This window comes from Nonomuraea sp. NPDC003560 (genome assembly GCF_042878785.1).
Classification (GTDB): Bacteria; Actinomycetota; Actinomycetes; order Streptosporangiales; family Streptosporangiaceae; genus Nonomuraea.
Window position 1 is genome coordinate 436,472 of record NZ_JBIAOF010000001.1, and the last position, 18,932, is coordinate 455,403.

8 protein-coding genes are annotated in these 18,932 nt (G+C 72.4%); 4 read left to right on the forward strand and 4 right to left on the reverse strand.

Annotated features, from left to right (window positions below):
* Positions 1-74: 74 nt before the first annotated feature.
* Positions 75-9,554 carry a hypothetical protein gene (locus tag ACFYUV_RS02110; RefSeq protein ID WP_387663981.1) on the forward strand — a complete coding sequence of 3,160 codons (9,480 nt, stop codon included), beginning with the start codon at positions 75-77 and terminating at the stop codon, positions 9,552-9,554.
* Positions 9,555-9,569: 15 nt separating this feature from the next.
* A complete protein-coding gene (locus ACFYUV_RS02115; RefSeq protein ID WP_387663983.1) occupies positions 9,570-11,807 on the forward strand; it encodes a hypothetical protein in 2,238 nt (745 codons plus the stop codon).
* A 72-nt stretch (positions 11,808-11,879) separates the two neighbouring features.
* Here ACFYUV_RS02115 and ACFYUV_RS02120 read toward each other — a convergent pair whose 3' ends face one another.
* From ACFYUV_RS02120 to ACFYUV_RS02135, 4 genes are all read right to left on the reverse strand, one after another.
* Positions 11,880-12,743, reverse strand: coding sequence for a CAP domain-containing protein (locus ACFYUV_RS02120; RefSeq protein ID WP_387663985.1), 864 nt, complete (start codon positions 12,741-12,743; stop codon positions 11,880-11,882).
* Positions 12,744-12,908: 165 nt separating this feature from the next.
* Complete coding sequence (locus tag ACFYUV_RS02125) at positions 12,909-13,589, reverse strand: DUF6879 family protein (RefSeq protein WP_387663987.1); 681 nt, start codon at positions 13,587-13,589, stop codon at positions 12,909-12,911.
* Positions 13,590-13,682: 93 nt separating this feature from the next.
* Positions 13,683-14,165: a DUF1707 domain-containing protein gene (locus ACFYUV_RS02130; RefSeq protein ID WP_358284683.1), complete on the reverse strand. Its 483-nt coding sequence runs from the start codon at positions 14,163-14,165 to the stop codon at positions 13,683-13,685.
* 55 nt (positions 14,166-14,220) lie between these two features.
* The gene (locus tag ACFYUV_RS02135) at positions 14,221-14,955 is read right to left on the reverse strand and encodes a PadR family transcriptional regulator (protein WP_364328582.1); all 735 of its coding nucleotides are present in this window, start codon (positions 14,953-14,955) and stop codon (positions 14,221-14,223) included.
* A 311-nt stretch (positions 14,956-15,266) separates the two neighbouring features.
* Here ACFYUV_RS02135 and ACFYUV_RS02140 point away from each other — a divergent pair, with 311 nt between their 5' ends.
* A complete protein-coding gene (locus tag ACFYUV_RS02140; RefSeq protein ID WP_358284688.1) occupies positions 15,267-15,995 on the forward strand; it encodes a metal-dependent hydrolase in 729 nt (242 codons plus the stop codon).
* A 145-nt stretch (positions 15,996-16,140) separates the two neighbouring features.
* Entirely contained in the window at positions 16,141-18,870 is a 2,730-nt protein-coding gene (acnA, locus tag ACFYUV_RS02145) for an aconitate hydratase AcnA (RefSeq protein WP_387663990.1), read from the forward strand.
* Positions 18,871-18,932 lie beyond the last annotated feature (62 nt).

Here is an 18,932-nt window from a genome sequence, read left to right on the forward strand (position 1 = left end):
CGTACCCGGTTCGTTGTGTCTTCGCACTGGGGGGTCTGGTGGCAAGCCGGCGATTGTCGCGCGTGGTCTGCGCATTGGCGTTGTTAGTGGGTCTGGTCGCGGCCGTGCCGCCGCCGGCCGTCGCGTCCGCGGCACCGGACGCCGAGACCGCGGCGCTGCTGTCCGCGGTGGAACGGTTCACGGCCGCCGGCGGCGGCCTGGCCACGCTCGGCCCGATGGGCGAGCAGCTGCCGTTCGTCGGCCTGGTGCCCGGCGGCGAGGACGCCCTGGGCCTGGCCGACCTGTTCCAGGTGGCCGTCCACGACAAGCTCAAGGGCCTCACCACCCTGGACGACCTCCAGGACGAGTACGAGCTGTCCGGCCCCCGCGCCGGAAAGCTCCTGGCCAAGGCGAGCACGCAGAACGGGATCAGGCGGCTCGACCTGACCCTGGAGGTCACCAGGACGGCGGCCGGCCGCCCGATCTCCGTCAGCAGCGCCCAGCCCAAGGTCTCGCTGACCACCTCGGGCGGCGTGGACGTCACGCTGAAGCTCACCGCCAAGCTGCCCTTCGCCTACGACCCGGCCACCAAGTCCGCCTGGCTGGCCAAGGACGCCGGGATGACCGTGCGGGCCGAAGGCAGGCTCGCCGCCGGGGCCAGGCCCACCGCCGCCTTCGGCATCCTCGGCGTCGACCTCTCGGCGGCCTCGACGCTCTCCGTCGACGCCGAGTTCGCCGCCACCGCCGCCGACCCGGACGGCAACGGCAGGCTGGACACCTCGGAACTGGGCTCGGAGAGCCTGTTCAGCTTCGCCCGCAAGGGCGCGGCCGCCGCCCGGCTGCAGGTCACCGCGCAGCCGTTCGCCGGCGCCCAGGTCGAGGGGGCCGCCGCGACCATCGACGCGAGCTGGCCCGACCTCGCCACCGGCGGGCCCGCCGTCAGCGTGACCCAGGCCGACCTGGACCGGCTCGGCCGCTTCCAGACGCTCACGCCCAAGGACCTGCTCGACGGCCTGACCCACCTGGCCAACGCCGTCACCGCCGCCCAGCGCGCCCGCTGGGACGGGCAGGGCGACCTCGACCTGCCGTTCATGCGCGGCTCGCTGGCCGACGCCGTGCAGGTGTCGGAGGCGATCCACGCCTTCGCCGCCGCCAGCGTGGACCGCAACACCGGCCGGCCCACCTTCACCTCGATCCAGGACCTGTTCGCCGCGCTGGGCAAGGCCCGCGGCCTGCCCGGAGGCGCGATCATCAAGGTCGCCGACGCCGGTTACGACGACGCCGCCAAGAAGATCGCCTTCACCCTCGTCGTGGACCGGACCGTCAACCCGGCCCCCGAGCCGCTCAACCCCGCGGGCCAGACCGTCAGCGGGACGGGCGCGGGCGTCACGTACGCGGCCAAGACGCTGCGGCACGCCGGGCAGAAGTGGACGCCGGGGCAGTTCGCCGGGCGCACGGTCACCGCCGGAGCGTCGAGCGGCATCGTGGCCGACAACACCGCCGACACCGTCACCCTCGCCGAGGAGGGATGGCGCGGGGGCGTGCCCGCCGCGGGCGCGCCGTACCGGATCTCCGCGAACGACCCCATGATCGGGCAGATCGCCTTCGGCGACACGTTCAAGGCCGCCGCCGGGCTCGACCGCGCCAACGCCACCGCCGCCGTGGCGGGCGTCATGCGCGGCTACCACGCCTCGGCCACGGTCGTGCTCGACCTGAGCGACCCGGTGACCGGCCAGGGATGCGCGCAGCGGCCGGACGGGCAGCAGAAGGCGTGCCCGTACAAGCACGTCAACGGCGACGGCAGCGCGACCGTGGTGAACGAGCTGCCCAGGGCCGCGGACCGGATCATGTTGCGGACCGGCCGCGACCTGTTCGGCGCCCGCGTGTCGGTGCTCTCCTCGGTCAACGTCAACGCCGTCGCGGGCTACCTGGGCGTCCAGCTCACCGGCGACCTCACCATGGGCAGCAGGAACGGCGGCGACCTGGTCAAGGTCGGCCTCAAGGACCTCGGCGACGTGCCGCTGACCAGGCTGTTCGAGCGGCTGGCGAGCAAGCCGGGCGACGTCCTGACCTCCCAGGTGGACGCGGTGGCCAAGGCGCGGCTCACGCTGGGCGTGCCGGGCCTGGCCGACTTCTTCGGCGGCAGGGTCTCCGGCGAGGTGGAGATGCCGGACCTCGGCAAGCCCGCCACCGTCAGCTTCCGCGGTTTCGACCAGATCGGCCGGGTCAAGGACTTCGCCTTCGACCCCGACAACCCGCAGGCGCTGTTCGGCGCGCTGATCAAGTCCCTGGGCGCGGTGGCCACCTACCTCGACGGCGTCAAGGGCACCGGGCCGGTCAACGAGGCGATGACGGCGAAGCTGCCGCTGCTCGGCCGCTCGCTGTCCGACCTGGTGGCCGCGGAGGAGACGGGCTCGGGCCCCGGCGTCGTCTACGGCGACGGCGCCTGCGGCAACGAGAACGCCTACGTCACCGACCCTTCGCGCACGTTCACTCAGGCGCACGTCGGCCGCCGCGTCGCCGTCGGCACCCGGGTGCTGACCGTCGCGACCGCGTGCGGCGAGCACACGTTGTCCTTCGCCGAGAAGTTCGGCCAGGCCGTGCCCGAGGCGGGCGCCGCCTACGCGCTGCGCTCGCCGCTGCGGGACGCGATCGACCGCCTGACCGCCGCGCCGCCGGACACCGTCCAGGCGCTGGTGGCCGAGCTGAACAAGGCGCTGGGCGGCCAGGTGCGCATCGGCTACGAGGACGGCGCCCTGCGGCTGTCGCTGGCCTACGACAAGAAGGCGGCCGTGCAGGAGCCGCTGCGCTTCGCCTTCGGCGACAGCAGCCTGGTCGCCGCCAAGGGCTCGGCCACGCTGGACGCCGCCGTCGAGGGCGAGGTGCGCCTCGGCCTGCGCGTGGCGCTCAAGCGCGGCTTCGACCCGGCCCGCGACCTGCTCATCGAGACCGACTCCGGCCTCGACCTCCAGGCGAAGGCGCAGCTCGACGGCACGGTCCAGGCCGACGTCGGCCCGCTGCCGCTGGCGATCGGCAAGGAGGGCGACGACCCGCTGCAGGCCAGGCTCGGATACGGCGTGAGCCTGCGCTACGGCGGCGAGTCCCAGGACGCGGTGACCCCCGCCGCGTTCTTCTCCGGGCTCGACCTGGCGCTGAACGAGACGAGCGAGCCGGTCGCCTGCGACCGCGACCCGCACCGCGACGACACCGACCTGGCGTTGTGCGCCGTCCTGCCCGCCTACCTCAACGGCGCGCCGCTCACCGCGGACGGCAAGCACGCGCTCGTGCTGCGGCTGCCCAGGGCCGCCCCGCTGGCCGAGATGTTCGACCTCACCAAGAAGCTGCCCGGTGACGTGAACCGGCTGGAGCTGCCCTCCTTCGACTTCTCCACCCTGCCTCCGGGCCTGGAGCTGGACTGGACCAACCTGGGCGACGGCATCGACCGCTACCTCACCGCCCTGGAGACCGGCATGCGCATGGCCTCCGGCAAGGGCAGGTTGCCCATGGTCGGCGCCGACCTCCAGCAGGGGGCCGACTTCGTCGGCGCCAAGCGTCAGGAGATCAAGGCCGCCCTCGCCAAGCTGCCGAACGGCGGCAAGGTGCCCACCGGCGGCGACCTGCGCAAGTGGTACAACGACGAGCTCGCGCCCAAGGTCGGGCCGGGCGTGCAGCCGGTGATCACCTGCGTGCAGGCGCCCGTCCCCGACCCCGCCAAGCCCGAGGCCTGCGACGCGGCCAAGGGCACCGAGCTGACCGGCATCGCGTTCAAGGTCAGCGTCGGCAAGGGCGACGTCGATCCCGAACAGGGCTGCGTCAAGGACTGCATGGGCGTGGAGCGGCCGCTCGACGTCGGCGTCCCCGGCCTCGCGCTGAAGCAGGGCAAGGGCAAGGGCGTGCGGGCCGAGCTCGGCTGGCACGCCGAGGTCATGGTGGGCCTGGACCGGACCAGCGGCTTCTACGTCGACGCCGGCGAGGCCAACCGGCCGCGGGCGACCGTCGGCGTGAACGTCTCGCTGCCCGAGGAGATCAACGCCCGGCTGGCGATCCTCGACGTCACGCTCAAGAACCGCGAGCAGAACGCTCCCGACCTGTTCGCGGGCGCCTTCACCATCGGCTTCAAGCCGGTCGGCCGGATCGGCCTGGACCAGCTCGCCGACGCCGGCGGCCTGGTGGAGACGTCACTGAACGCCAAGGTCGCGGTGGACTGGCGCTTCAAGGTGACGGCCGGCTCGGCCATGTTCCCCGGCCTGTACGGCGACTTCGACCTGGACTGGGACCTCACCAAGGGCGGCTCGCCCGACCCGGCGAACCTCAACATCGCCTTCAACAACGTGAACCTGGAGGCCGGCGACTTCTTCCGGAGCGTCCTCGGGCCGGTGGTGACCCAGGTCAAGAAGGTCACGGACCCGGTCAAACCGGTGATCGACCAGCTCTACGCGCCCATCCCCGTGCTGTCGGACCTGAGCAGGGCCGCGGGCGGCGGCGAGGTGAACCTGATGACGATCGCCAAGAAGTACAACATGGTCGCCGGCGGCGGCACGACCAAGTTCATCGAGCGGATGATCGAGGTCGGCAGGCTGGTGACGTCGCTGCCCGACTGCCAGGGAGAGCTGCGCATCCCGATCGGCAGCTTCACCGTGGCCGGTGACCGCGCGCTGGACACCGAGAACTCGCCCGACGTCGCCGACTCGCTGATCAAGGACGTGGCGCCCGCCACGGACGACCTGTTCGCCGCGCTCGACCAGGGCGCCAGGTCGTGCGGGAAGGCCAAGACCGCCGCCGCCGACGCGCAGGGGCCGATGGAGCACTCCGCGAAGGCGGGCTTCAGCTTCCCCGTGCTGCAGAACGCCGGACGGTCGATCTTCAGCCTGCTGATGGGCAAGGACGTGGAGCTGGTCGCGTTCGACTCCGGGCCGCTGCGCCTCGGCTTCTCCTACAGCCAGTCCTTCGGCCCGGTCTGGTCGCCGCCGCCGATCATGGTGGTCATCTCCGGCACCGCCGGGGTCGAGGCCCAGATCAGGGCGGGCTTCGACACGTACGGCATCCGCAAGGCGATCGAACAGGGCAAGGTCGACCTCCAGGTCCTCGACAGCCTCTACCTGAAGACCACCGACGACCAGGGCCGACCGCTGCCGGCGATCTCCCTGACCGGGCGGCTGGAGGCGGGCGCGGCGGTCGACGTGGTGCTGGTCAAGGCGGGCGTGAGCGGCGGCATCTTCCTCACCGTCGCCATGAACTGGCTCGATCCCACCAATGACGGCAAGTTCCGGTTCTTCGAGTTCGCCGACGTCCTGCTGCGCAACCCGCTGTGCCTGTTCTCGCTGGACGGCGAGCTGAAGGTCTACCTGAAGGCGTGGGTCGAGGTGGGCATCTCGATCTTCAAGAAGCGGTTCGACTGGACCATCGTCGAGGCCAAACTGCTCGACTTCTCCGTCCGGCCCAAGTGCGACGAGGACCCGCCGAAGCTCGCGACCGAGGCGGGCGACGCCCTGGTGCTGCACGTCGGCGGGATGCGCAAGGCCAGGGGCGGCAGCACCGCCAAGCCGGGCGACGACGCCGAGCAGTGGACCGTCAGTCAGCTCCCCGGCGACGAGGGCTTCGTGGTCAGCGCGCTGGGCGTGCGCGAGGAGCACCGCGCGTCCGGCCTGACCCGGGTGCTGGCCGACGGCCGGGGCGCGAAGGGCGCGCTGCGGCTGGTCTTCCAGGGGTACGGCGACGACACCGCCGGAGCTCACCCGTTCGACCGGACGGTGGTGGCCTTCGGCGGCGACGGCGACGACCTGATCCTGGCCGGCGCCGGCCGCAACGTGATCGACGGCGGCAAGGGCGACGACCAGATCACCAGCGGCGACCAGTACGACGGGCCCGCCGCGATCGTGGCCGGCGGCCCCGGCGACGACTACGTCACCATGGGCGGCGCGGGCGGCTGGGTGGCCGGCGACGGCCGCCTGACCCCCGCCACCCGCAAGGTCGGCGACGTCGACGTGGCCGACTGGACCGGCGACGACCTGCCCGGCGCGCCGGACGACGGCCCGGCCGACGGCGGCGACCGCATCGCGGCCGGTCTCGGCGAGAACCGGCTGTACGGCAACGGCGGGAACGACACCATCGCCGTCGCCTCCGACAGCCCGCTGGCCGCCACCGACCCCTCGCCGCGGTTCCGCGCGCAGCCGAGCCTGCTGGTCGGCGGCCCCGGCGCCGACACCCTGACCGGCGGCTCGGCGGCCGACGAGATCTACACCGGGCCGCGCGCGGAGATCGGCCGCGACGAGGCGGGACCCGCCGACTCCGGACCGAACTACGTCGACACCGGCGCGGGCGCCGACAAGGTGTACGGCGGTCAGGCCGTCGACCTGGTCGCCGGCCACTCGGCGCCCGGCGAGGCCGTGCAGATCATCGGCGGCGGCGGGGACGACGTCCTCGCGGGCGGCCACGGCAAGGACGACATCTCCGGCGGCCCCGGCGACGACTGGGTGATCGCCGAGCCGTCCGACGTCGGCGAGGCCCAGGGCCGCGACGACTTCGGCCCGGCCCGGCTGGTGCGTCACCTGCCGCTGCCGGCGGGCGTCCAGCCCTCGGCCAAGGAGCTGTCCGGCGGCGACGGGAACGACCACGTCATCGGCGGCGACGGAGGTGCGACCGTCTTCGGCGACCGCCGGCGGGACGAGCCGTGCGAGGAGCACGACGGCGACGCCGACGGCCGGGACCTGATCATCGGCGGCGCGGGCAAGGAGACCGTGTCGGCCGGCGGCGGCGCCGACCGGGTCGAGGCCGGCGGCGGCCAGGACGTGGTCTGCGGCGAACGCGGCGACGACCGCCTGGCCGGCGGCTCGGGCGACGACCGGGTCTCGGGCGGCTCCGGTGACGACACGGCGCTCGGCGACGACGGCGCCGACGAGGTGACCGGCGGCTCCGGCGACGACACCCTGTACGGCGGCGCGCACGACGACACCGTCGTGGGCGAGTCCGGGCAGGACCGCGCGTTCGGCGGCGACGGTGACGACCTGGTCGTCGGCGGCGCCCGCACGGCGGGCAAGGACGACAAGGGCGACTTCCTGTACGGCGACGCCGGGGCGGACCGGCTGATCGGCGACAACGGCGACGCCGGCGGCCCGTTCGACCTCGACGGCACCCCGCAGGAGGCCGGCGGCCCGGACGTGATCCACGGCGGCGACGGCGCCGACCGGGCTCACGGCGGGATCGGCGCCGACGAGGTGCACGGCGACGCGGGCGACGATCACCTGGAGGGCGGCGTCGGCGGCGACGAGGTGTACGGCGAGGCGGGGGAGGACGAGCTGGTGGGCGGCGCTTCGGGCGCGTACCCGGACGGTGGTGACACGCTGCTGGGCGGCGACGGCCCGGACGTGATCGCCGCCGACAACGCCACCCTGACCACCACCGCCACCCCGTCCGGCGTTCCGTCGGCCACCCCGTCCGGTGCGGCCAGCCCGTCCGCCGCGGCGACGCCGTCCGGTGAGCCGGCGGCCGGTGCGGAGGTGGCCGACCCGGCGAGCTCGGTCGCCGTGCGGCCGGGACAGGCGGCCGTGCACCAGGTGAAGCTGCTCGCGGGCGGCTTCGGCCCGGACGTGGCCGACGGCGGCGCGGGCAACGACGCGATCTTCGGCCAGGGCGGCCCCGACCGGCTGCGCGGCCAGGACGGCGACGACTACGCCGAGGGCGGCGCGGGCGTGGACTGGGTCGAGGGCGACCAGGGCGACGACGACCTGGTCGGCGGCACCCACACCGCGGCCGACGACGCCGCCGACGCGCTCTACGGCGGCCCCGGCGACGACGTCGTGGCCGGCGACAACGCCGTGGTGACGCTGACGGGCACCCCGGCCAGGGCCACCGTCCGCATCGGCTCGGCCGGCACCCCGATGACCCCACGCGCCGTCACCCTCCTGGCCGACGGCCCAGGCGAAGGCTCAGGCTCTGGTGGCGGGGCCGGGGCGGATCGGGTGTCCGGCGGGGGTGGCGTGGACGTCCTGTGGGGGCAGGGCGGCGACGACCAGATGTCCGGCGGCGGCCAGGGCGACCACGCCGAGGGCGGCGACGGCGCGGACCAGATCCGCGGCGACCTGCCGCTGACGGCCGAGTCCACCCGCACCACCACGCGACCGCTGGCCGACCCCGGCTGGAGAGGCGACGCCAGTGGCCAAGCCGACCTGGAGGGCGACGACACCCCCGGTCAGGACGACCTGATCGGGGGCTCGGCCAAGCAGGCCGCCGCCGACGAGGCCGACGCGATCGAGGGCGACGGCGGCGCCGACGTCCTGCTCGGTGACAACGGCTCGCTCGTCCGCACCGTGACGGGCAACGCCGAGAAGGTCTACACCGAGCGCTACCCGGCGGGCCAGGCGCCCGCGGACGCCACCCGCGTACGCAGCCACGACCCGGCCCTGCCGGGCGACTCGACCAGGTTCTGCACCCAGGCCCAGGCCACCTGCGAGCCGGCCGGCTCCTACGGCGCCGACCACCTGTACGGCGACGACGGCGACGACGCGCTGTGGGGCCAGGACGGCGACGACGAACTGCACGGCGGCCAGGGCGACGACGACCTGTTCGGCGAGCTGGGCGACGACGACCTGTCCGGTGGCGCGGGCGAGGACGCCATGCTCGGCGACCGCGGCGGCGTGCTGAACGAGCGCATCGACGCCTCCGACGCCCAGCGGCTCGGCTTCACCGTCAGCCTCAACGCCCCGCCGAAGGAGACCTACAAGGGCTTCCAGCCCGGCACCTACGACCGCCGCACCGACCTGCTGCACGACACCGACGGCGACACCTGGACGGCCGCGTCCATGCCGCACGACGGTTTCGCCAAGGGCGGCGCGGACCGCATGCGCGGCGGCCCCGGACGCGACAGCATGCACGGCGGCGCCGGCGACGACCTGGTCAACGGCGACAGCGGCGGCGACGAGGTGTTCGGCGGCGACGGCGACGACCTGCTGTGGGGCGGAAAGGGCTGCGACCCGGCCCTGGACGCGGCCACCGCCGACTGCCTGTCCGGCGGCGTGTTCGACCCGGCCGCCCGCGGCACCGGCGACCGCTTCGTCGACCACGTCTTCGGCGGGGCCGGCGCGGACCTGCTCGACTACAACCCGCGCGGCTCCTACCCCGGCTCGTGCGCCCCCGGCAAGATGCCCGAAGGTGAGCTGACCACGGTGGTGGACCCGTGCGCGTGGTTCCGCATGACCGACAAGGACAACGCCGCCACCGTCGACGACCAGCACCACCAGGGCGTGGACTGGCAGTACGGCGGCGCGGACCGCGACGTCCTGCAGGGCGACCGCACGGCCAACGGGCCCAACCCCGGCGACAAGATGATCGACTGGAACGGCGGCTTCAACCTCTACACCCACTGCGGCCCGGCCAACGGCGGGCACAACATCGTCCGCCAGCACTCCCCGGCGATGCTCGACTTCCTGGCCAAGGTGGCCTGGGGCGCGGGCGCGGGCCGCAGCGCGGGCGACCCGTCGGGTTCGCGGGAGGTGGCCGTCCCGGTCTCGGGCGACAGCGGTTCGCCCTATCCCACCTCACCTGGCCACTTCGACTCGCCCGTGGCCTGCGCGGGCTGATCAGGAGACATGCCGATGTCACGCCGACTGATGGCGACCACCCTGGCGGGGGTGCTGGCGGCCGTGGGACTCACCACGGCCCCGGCCCACGCCGCCGCCCCGGGACAGCCGTCCTGCGTCCCGGGGGACTGCTTCACCGTCGACGTCTCGCTCGACCGCGCCCCCGCCGTGGGGCAGAGCGCGAAGCTCACGGTCGAGGTGACCCCGAAACAGGACCTGCCCGACGCCACCACGATCATCGAACTGCCGGACACCCTGAAGTGGGCGACCCCGCCCGCCGGACTCGACCGCGCCGCCGCGACGATCGGCCGCAGCCCGGTGGACCGGGCCACCCGGACCTGGCGGGCCCGTGCGGGCCGGACGGTCCGGTACGAGGGCGTCGTCACGGCGGTCGGGCCCGGCCCCGCCTCCATCCGCGTCCAGGCTCGCGACGGACGTCCGGGGCCCGCTTCCGGCGGGCTCGCCTACGTCACCGTGGGCGCGCAGTCGTCGGTGTTCGGCATGCCGCGCGAGGGCCGCGGGCGCCGTACGGAGAGGACCGCGAGGGCGTCGGCGGCCGGCGACACGTGCGTGCAGGGGCGCGTCACCTACTTCAAGGCGGACGGAACCGTCGGCGGCGTGCCCATGGCCGAGGTGGACGCGTTCGACACCGACACGAACGGCCGGCTCAATCTCGGCTGGGCCGAGACGGACGCGTCCGGCGCCTACAAGCTGTGCTTCCCCGGCACCGAGGAGGACGGCACGGGCCAGGACGTCAACATCGAGGTCAGCCCGGTCAGCAACTACTGGTCCGTGGGCATGTCGGAGAAGGCCGGCGACATCTACACCGACGCCGGCCCGACCACACCGGACGTCCCTCCCGGCACGTCGGCCACCGTCATCGACTACCGCAGCGCGGCCGGCGACCCGATGGAGGGGGCGTTCCGCCTGCACTCGGCCGCCTACGACACGTGGAGGGCCTACACCGGCTGGCTGAACGACCCGGCCGACGACTGCTGGAAGCCGGGCGAGGCGAACTGCCAGTCCGTGACGCTGATCTGGCGGCCGGACAAGGTGCTGCCCGCGTCGTACTACTGCCCGAGCACCGGCCCCGACTGCCTGGGCCGCTTCCAGATCAACCTGGACGCCTCGATACCGCTGGAGAAGATGACGCTTCCCCACGAGCTTGGGCACTTCATCATGGATTACACCGGCGTGACGCCGTCGACGGGTGGCCCCTGCGGACAGCACCACATGAAGGCGCCGATGATCAACCCGGCCTGCGCCTGGATCGAGGGGTGGGCCGACTGGGTCGCCGTCCAGACCTACGACGACACCCACTACCGGTGGTCCACCTCCGCGATCGACCTGGAGAGCCCGCGCTGGTTCAGCGACGGCTGGCCGACCGGGGCGGACGCGGGCAGGACCGAGGGCCGCGTGGCCGGGGTGCTGCTCGACCTGGCCGACTCCGGAACGCGGGACGAGAAGTACTGGGACCTCGGCGGCGCCGGGCCCGAGACCGTCGTGGCCGCGTTCAGGAAGGCGGCCGCCCAGGACATCGACCACTTCCTGACCCTGCTCGACCCGCAGCACCACGACCTCGCGGAGGCGGCGCTGTTCCAGAACGCCGTCTCCACCCAGCACGTGGAGGACCTGGCCGACCGGCATCCGATCCGCCGGCCCGCCAACGTCCCGCTGCAGACGGCCTTCGTCACCACGCCCGGCAAATGGCACGTGGTGGCCGCCGTCACCGGACCGGACGGCGCGGACGTCGACCTGGCCACCACGCCCAACGCCGGCGGCGACGCCGTCAGGAGCGCCGACTGGACCGCCACCAACATGGACTTCGTCGCCGTGCAGCCCAGCTCCGCCACCCGCAACTGGTTCGTCAACTCGGTCAGCTCCGACGCCGACTACGAGGAGTACGCGATGGAGGTGACCGAGGCGGCCGCGGGCAACCTGGAGGCCGGGACGCCGCAGGAGTTCCCCATCGCCGCCGGCCGGCTGGCCGAGGTGCGGACGACGTGGATCGAGAAGGGCGTGCCCGCCACGCTCACGGTCGTGCCGCGCAACGGGCAGGACCTCGACCTCTTCGTGATGGCGCCCGACTCCGCCGCGTGGGGCCTGCCGCGTTCCGCCGCCCGCAAGTCCGCGAGCGGCGGCCCGAACAAGATGGAACGCCTGACCATCAGCGACCCGAAGGTGACCGGGCTGTACGCGGTCATCGTGGTCAGGAAGGCCGGCGACGGAAACGTCCTGCTGACCCGCGTCTGACCCGCGTCTGACCCGCGTCTGACCCGCGTCTGACCCTGGATGCCCCGCGACGCGCGGGGCATCCGTCGAGGGCTACCTGGCCGCGAAGTCCTGCGTCCAGTGGACGGGGCCCTGGCCGTTCCTGGCCGCGCCCACGCCGATCACCGTGTACCGGCAGTTCATGATGTTGGCCCGGTGACCCGAGCTGTTCATCCAGGAGTTCATCACGGCGGCCGGGGTGGCCTGGCCCTTGGCGATGTTCTCGGCGAAGGCGGTCCCGCCGGTGAAGCCGGCCGCCCTGATGCGGTCCATGAAGCTGCGGCCGTCCTTCGAGGTGTGGTCGAAGTAGCCCTTGGCGGCCATGTCGGCGGAGTGGCCGTACGCCGCGGCGCGCAGCTGGGCGTCGTGCTTGAGCGGCTGGCAGCCGCCCTTGGCGCGCTCGGCGTTGACCAGGCGCAGGACCTCGTTCTCCTCGGCGGTGCCCACCGTGCCGGCGGGACCGGTCGCGGTCGGCTGAGGGGTGGCGGTGGCCGTCGGGGTGGGCTTGGGCGACGCCGTGGGCGTCGAGGCCGGGGCGCAGGTCAGCCGGACCGCCCTGGACGTCGCGCCGCGGCCCCGGTGGTCGGTGGCGACCGCGTAGTAGACGCCGGGCGCGCAGGGGAGGGTGAGCGCGACGCTGCCGGACCGGGTGGAGCCGCTCTTGACGACGGGGTCCGTGCCCGGGACGGCGCGCTTGAGCCGGACACGCAGGAGCGCGTCCGTACGGCAGCCCTGACGGGCGGCGGAGGCGACGATCTGAGCGGTGTCGTTGACGCGAGGCGTGGCCACGGTGACCCGGCAGCGGCCGGCGGCCTCGCTGCCGGCCGCGGCTGCCGTCGCGGCGTTCGCCGGGGTCGTCGGCGTGCCGAGTGCAGCCAGGCTCACCAGGCCGGCGAGTACCCCTAGGGGTCTGCGCATGGGGGCTTCCTCCAGTTGCGATGGACGCTGGATCGCACCGCATTCTGGTAGGACCGCAACCCCCGTGTCACGAAATTTGCGAAATTTCCCTGATGTCCGGGTAAACCAAAGTGTCAGGAGATGCGTCGTGGCCCGTTCCAGCCCGGGCCGGAACCCCGGGCGCGCTCAGACCCGGAACTCCTCCGTCCGGTGGGCGTACGGGGGCACCGCGGCCCGCATCTCGTCGGTGACCGACGGCGGCGGCAGCGGCACGATCTCCCGCCGGTGGAAGTCGCGCACGTCCTCGCCCTCGGTGAACAGCTCCTGGACCGCCCGCAGGCAGGGGCCGATCACGCCGGGATCGGTGATGCGCCGGCCGCCCCGGCCGCCGCCGTACTCGTCGTAGAGGACCTCGTACATCAGGACGGGGGAGAAGATCACCAGCTCGGGCACCGGTTCGAGGGCGGCCACGCGCGCCGCGGGCACCACCCGGCAGGGGGAGCCCGCCCTGGCCCGCATGTCCAGCAGGTGCATCTCCCACTGCAGGTACGCGCTGACGGGGAACTCCACCACGCGCACCCGGCTCACCGGCATCCGGTGGCGGAAGTAGCCGGCCACGAGCGGCGCCATCTGTTCGGCCAGGGAGAGGGAGCCGGCCCAGTCGCCGTCCATCATGGCCCGCCAGCTCGCCACGTCCGGCTCGTAGAAGCTCTGGGCGCGCTCCAGCTTCCACAGGGGGACGACGCAGTCCGCGTGGTCGCGCTCGAAGGCCGCCAGGTAGCCGGGCGCGTCCAGGACGAGCGCGTCGGCGCCGCCCACCGCGGCGAACGGATTCGTGACGGCCACCACGGAACCCGGCTCGGTCATACGACGCCCCTTCGTTCGGTGAGATCCGCCCGCCAGATCATGAAATGTCAGTTGATTCTGGTCAAGGCCCAACGTCACGAAGGGACGCGAAGGTCACCCGCGGTAGTGAAAGCGGCGGTGCACCAGGTTGAACACGGTGGCCACCAGGAAGACCGCCAGCAGGATCTTGAAGAGGCCGAACCCGAAGACCAGCCCCAGCACCCCGAAGACGATCAGGAGGGGGAGGAGGCCGGGACCGCGGTGGCCGCGCCAGTGACGGCGGGAATGGTCGTGCCAGGGACGGCCGGCCTGCGCGTGGCGCATGGTCTGCATCTGGTGGCGGTGCGCCCTCATCGCCTGCCGCCAGGCGTCCCGGTCGAACTGGGGCATCTGCTGAGGGTGGGCGTAGGAGGGGGACGAGCCGGGCAGGTCGGCCGTCACCTGGGACAGGTCGCGGACCGTCTTGGAGGCCAGCGCCCGGTCGAGGCGTTCGTCGAGCTCTTCGTGGGTCAGGCGGCCCTGGGCGAAGTGCTCGCGCAGGGCCGCCATCGTCTGCTCGCGCTCGGCGTCGCCGATGCGGAGATCGTTGTGGTCCATGTCTGGTTCCTCGCTCTCCCCGAACCGGCCTGTCGCTGCGGAGCCGGTCACCTGGTTACTCCTCGCCCGGTTCGCCGTCGGCCAGGATCTGGTAGAGCTTGCGCCGGGTCTCAACCAGAGTCTTACGCGCTTCGCGGATTTGTGCGTCGTTTCCGGTCTGAAGAACCTGCATCATGGCGAATGCCGACTGTCGGGCGATGTGCCAGAGATCGGCGGTGTTGTCGTCGATGTCCGGACGCATCTCGTCCCAGGGGGCGCGGACCTCGTCGGCGTGCGCGTCGATGTAGGCGCGGCCCTCGTCGGTGAGGCGGAAGGTCTTGCGGCCCTCGTTCTCCTCGGCGATCACCAGGCCCTCGTCGGTGAGCTGCTGCAACGCCGGGTAGACGGCGCCGGGGCTGGGCTTCCAGCCGCCCTCGCTGCGCTCGGCGATCTCCTGGATGATCTGGTAGCCGTTGCGCGGCTCCTCGGACAGCAGGGCCAGGATCGCGGCGCGGACGTCGCCCCGCTTGGCCTTGCGGCCCCGGCCGCCGCCCCAGCCGTGGTGCCCGCCCCAGGGGCCGCCCGGGCCGAAGGGGCCGCCGCGGCCGAAGTCGAACGGGAACGGTCCGCCCGGCCCGCCGCGCCGGCCGCGTTGCCTGCGCTCGCCCGGCCCGCCGCCGCCCCGGTGATGGTGGTGATGGCCGCCCATCTGCTCGAAGGCGTCGGCGATGGCCCTCAGCTTCTCGCGGGCCGCGCGCAGGTTCTCCCGCGGGCCGAACCACTGGTCGCCCGCTGCGTGTGCGTAAGTCATGCTCTTTCTCCCTATGTCGCGATCTGTTCTCGATGCGTCAACGATATATCGCTACTGTTTCGTTGGCAAGGCAGGGCGCAGAGTGAGCCAGATCACGAAAAAGTTGCGGAATTGGGGAACAGTCTTGGGATGTCCGCCGTTGAACAGAGCAGACGAGGTCGTTCCGCGTCGGCAGGGCTGGGGGGTGCTGTCGCCGCGGAGACGACCTCGTCTGCGTTTGCGGGTGTTCTCGGGCGGACCGTTCCAGCGTCAGCAGAACCTGGCGGCCGGGATCTCCGCGTAAAGCGGCTCTTTGCAATACAGTCCCGATCATGATGGGGCACACGCACGCGATGACCGGGGCGATCGCGTGGCTGGCGCTGGCGCCGCCGCTCGCCGCACTGCCGCTGCTGAACGAGAGCTCCCGGTTCATCGAGACCGGCATCATGGCCGGCGCGCTCGGCCCGGCCGAGCTGATCGCCGGCGCCCTGGTCTGCGCGGGGGCGGCCATGCTGCCCGACCTCGACCATCCCAGCGCGACCATCGCCCAGACCTTCGGCCCGGTCACCTGGCTGCTCAGCAAGTTCGTGTCCTGGATCAGCGGCGGCCACCGCGGCATGACGCACTCGCTGGCCTTCGCGGCGGCGCTCGGGTTCGGCGTCCACTGGCTGGTCAACTCCTATCCGATCGCCCGTGACATCACGGTCGTGCTGATGATCGGGCTGGCCCTGCGGGCGATCGGCATCGGCATCCCGGGCAACAAGGCCGGGTCCATCATGATCAACATCGGCATGACGGCCGGGCTGTACGCCGTGTTCCTCTCCCTGAACGTCGGCTACGCCTGGCTCGGGCTGGCCGTGGGCGTCGGCTGCCTGATCCACGTCGTCGGCGACTGCATGACGGAACGGGGCTGCCCGGTGCTGTGGCCGCTCGGCGCCAAGTTCGTGCTGCCGTGGAAGATCGGCATCAAGACCGGCAAGAAGTTCGAGCAGAAGATCCTCGCGCCGATCCTCTCCGTCGCCATCATCGGCCTGCTCTTCTGGCGGCTCGCCCCGCTTTAACTTGATGTCGAGATACCGTAGTAATATCTTGACGTCGAGACATCCGCCGCGAGCCCCGCAAGTTAGGTTCACCTAACGTACGTGTCGTTCCGTGGGTGCGGCAGGATTCAACTGAGCAATTGTCTGATGGAGGAGGCGAATCACCGTGTCCGCGAACAGCTTCGGCAGCCGTGACACGCTACGCGTCGGCGACGCGTCGTACGAGATTTTCCGGCTTGACGCCGTCGAGGGCGCCGCACGCCTCCCGTACAGCCTGAAGATCCTGCTGGAGAACCTCCTCCGCACCGAGGACGGCGCCAACATCACCGCCGACCACATCCGGGCGCTCGGCGGCTGGGACCCGGCCGCGACGCCCAGCGTGGAGATCCAGTTCACCCCGGCCCGCGTCATCATGCAGGACTTCACCGGCGTCCCCTGCGTGGTCGACCTGGCCACCATGCGCGAGGCCGTGCGCGACCTGGGCGGCGACGCCGCCAGGATCAACCCGCTCGCGCCCGCCGAGATGGTCATCGACCACTCCGTCATCGTCGACTACTTCGGCCACCCCGACGCCTTCCAGCGCAACGTCGAGCGCGAGTACGAGCGCAACCGCGAGCGCTACCAGTTCCTGCGCTGGGGCCAGACGGCCTTCGACGAGTTCAAGGTCGTGCCGCCCGGCACCGGCATCGTCCACCAGGTCAACATCGAGCACCTGGCCCGCGTCGTCATGATCCGCGACGGCAAGGCCTACCCCGACACCTGCGTCGGCACCGACTCCCACACCACGATGGAGAACGGCATCGGCGTGCTCGGCTGGGGCGTCGGCGGCATCGAGGCCGAGGCCGCCATGCTCGGCCAGCCGATCTCCATGCTGATCCCGCGCGTGGTCGGCTTCAAGCTCAGCGGCAAGCTGCCCGCCGGCGCCACCGCCACCGACCTGGTCCTGACGATCACCGAGATCCTGCGCAAGCACGGCGTGGTCGGCAAGTTCGTCGAGTTCTACGGCGAGGGCGTCTCCTCCGTGCCGCTGGCCGACCGGGCCACGATCGGCAACATGAGCCCCGAGTTCGGCTCCACCTGCGCCATCTTCCCGATCGACGGCCAGACCGTCGACTACCTGCGCCTGACCGGCCGCTCCGAGGAGCAGATCGCGCTGGTCGAGGCGTACGCCAAGACCCAGGGCCTCTGGCTCGACCCGCAGGGCCCCGAGCCGGTCTTCTCCGAGTACATCGAGCTCGACCTCGGCACGGTCGTGCCGTCGATCGCCGGCCCCAAGCGCCCCCAGGACCGCATCGAGCTGTCGGCGGCCAAGGACGCCTGGCGTCGCGACGTCCAGAACTACGTGGCCGACGGCGTCGACGAGGAGGGCGAGGAGTCCTTCCCGGCCTCCGACGCGCCCGCCTCCAACGCCCGCGCCGACGGCGGCCGGCCGCACAAGCCGGTCCCGGTCACGCTGGCCGACGGCACGTCGTTCGAGATCGACCACGGCATCGTGTCGATCGCCGCGATCACCTCGTGCACCAACACCTCCAACCCGTACGTCATGATCGGCGCGGCGCTGCTGGCCCGCAACGCCGTCGAGAAGGGCCTGACCCGCAAGCCGTGGGTCAAGACCTCGCTGGCCCCGGGTTCGCAGGTCGTCACCGGCTACTTCGAGCGCTCCGGGCTGCAGCCGTACCTCGACAAGATCGGCTTCAACCTGGTCGGCTACGGCTGCACCACCTGCATCGGCAACTCGGGCCCGCTGCCCACCGAGATCTCCGACGCCATCCAGGCCAACGACCTCGCGGTCACTGCGGTCCTGTCCGGCAACCGGAACTTCGAGGGCCGCATCAACCCCGACGTCAAGATGAACTACCTGGCCTCGCCGCCGCTCGTGGTGGCGTACGCGCTGGCCGGCACGATGGACATCGACCTCGACAACGAGCCGCTCGGCCTCGGCTCCGACGGGCAGCCGGTGTTCCTGCGCGACGTCTGGCCCGCGCCGGAGGAGATCGCCGCGGTGGTCAACTCCTCGATCGGCCGCGACATGTTCGAGCGCGACTACGCCGACGTGTTCAAGGGCGACGACCACTGGCGTTCGCTGCCGATCCCGACCGGTGACACCTTCGAGTGGGACCCGTCCTCCACGTACGTGCGCAAGGCCCCCTACTTCGAGGGCATGCCGGAGAAGCCGGAGCCGGTGACCGACATCTCGGGCGCCCGCGTGCTGGTCAAGGTCGGCGACTCGGTCACCACCGACCACATCTCCCCGGCCGGCTCGATCAAGGTCGGCACCCCCGCGGCCCAGTACCTGCAGGCCAACGGCGTCGAGGTGCGCGACTTCAACTCCTACGGCTCGCGGCGCGGCAACCACGAGGTGATGATCCGCGGCACGTTCGCCAACATCCGCCTGCGCAACCAGATCGCGCCGGGCACCGAGGGCGGCTACACCCGCGACTTCACCCAGCCCGACGGCCCGGTGTCGTTCATCTACGACGCCTCGGTCAACTACGCCGAGGCCGGCACGCCGCTGGTGGTGCTGGCGGGCAAGGAGTACGGCTCGGGCTCCTCGCGCGACTGGGCGGCCAAGGGCACCGCGCTGCTCGGCGTGCGCGCCGTGATCGCCGAGTCCTACGAGCGCATCCACCGCTCCAACCTGATCGGCATGGGCGTGCTCCCGCTGCAGTTCCCCGAGGGCGCCACGGCTGCCTCGCTCGGGCTGACCGGCGAGGAGACGTTCGACATCACCGGCGTCGAGGCGCTCAACGGCGGCGGCATCCCGTCCACCGTGCACGTCAAGGCCGGCGACGTCGAGTTCGACGCGGTCGTCCGCATCGACACGCCCGGCGAGGCCGACTACTACCGGCACGGCGGCATCATGCAGTACGTCCTGCGCTCGCTGCTGGCCAAGTAGAACTTCCCGCGCCCGCGCCCGGTCAAGAGCCGGACGCGGGCCGGGGACGGGGCGCGGATCCT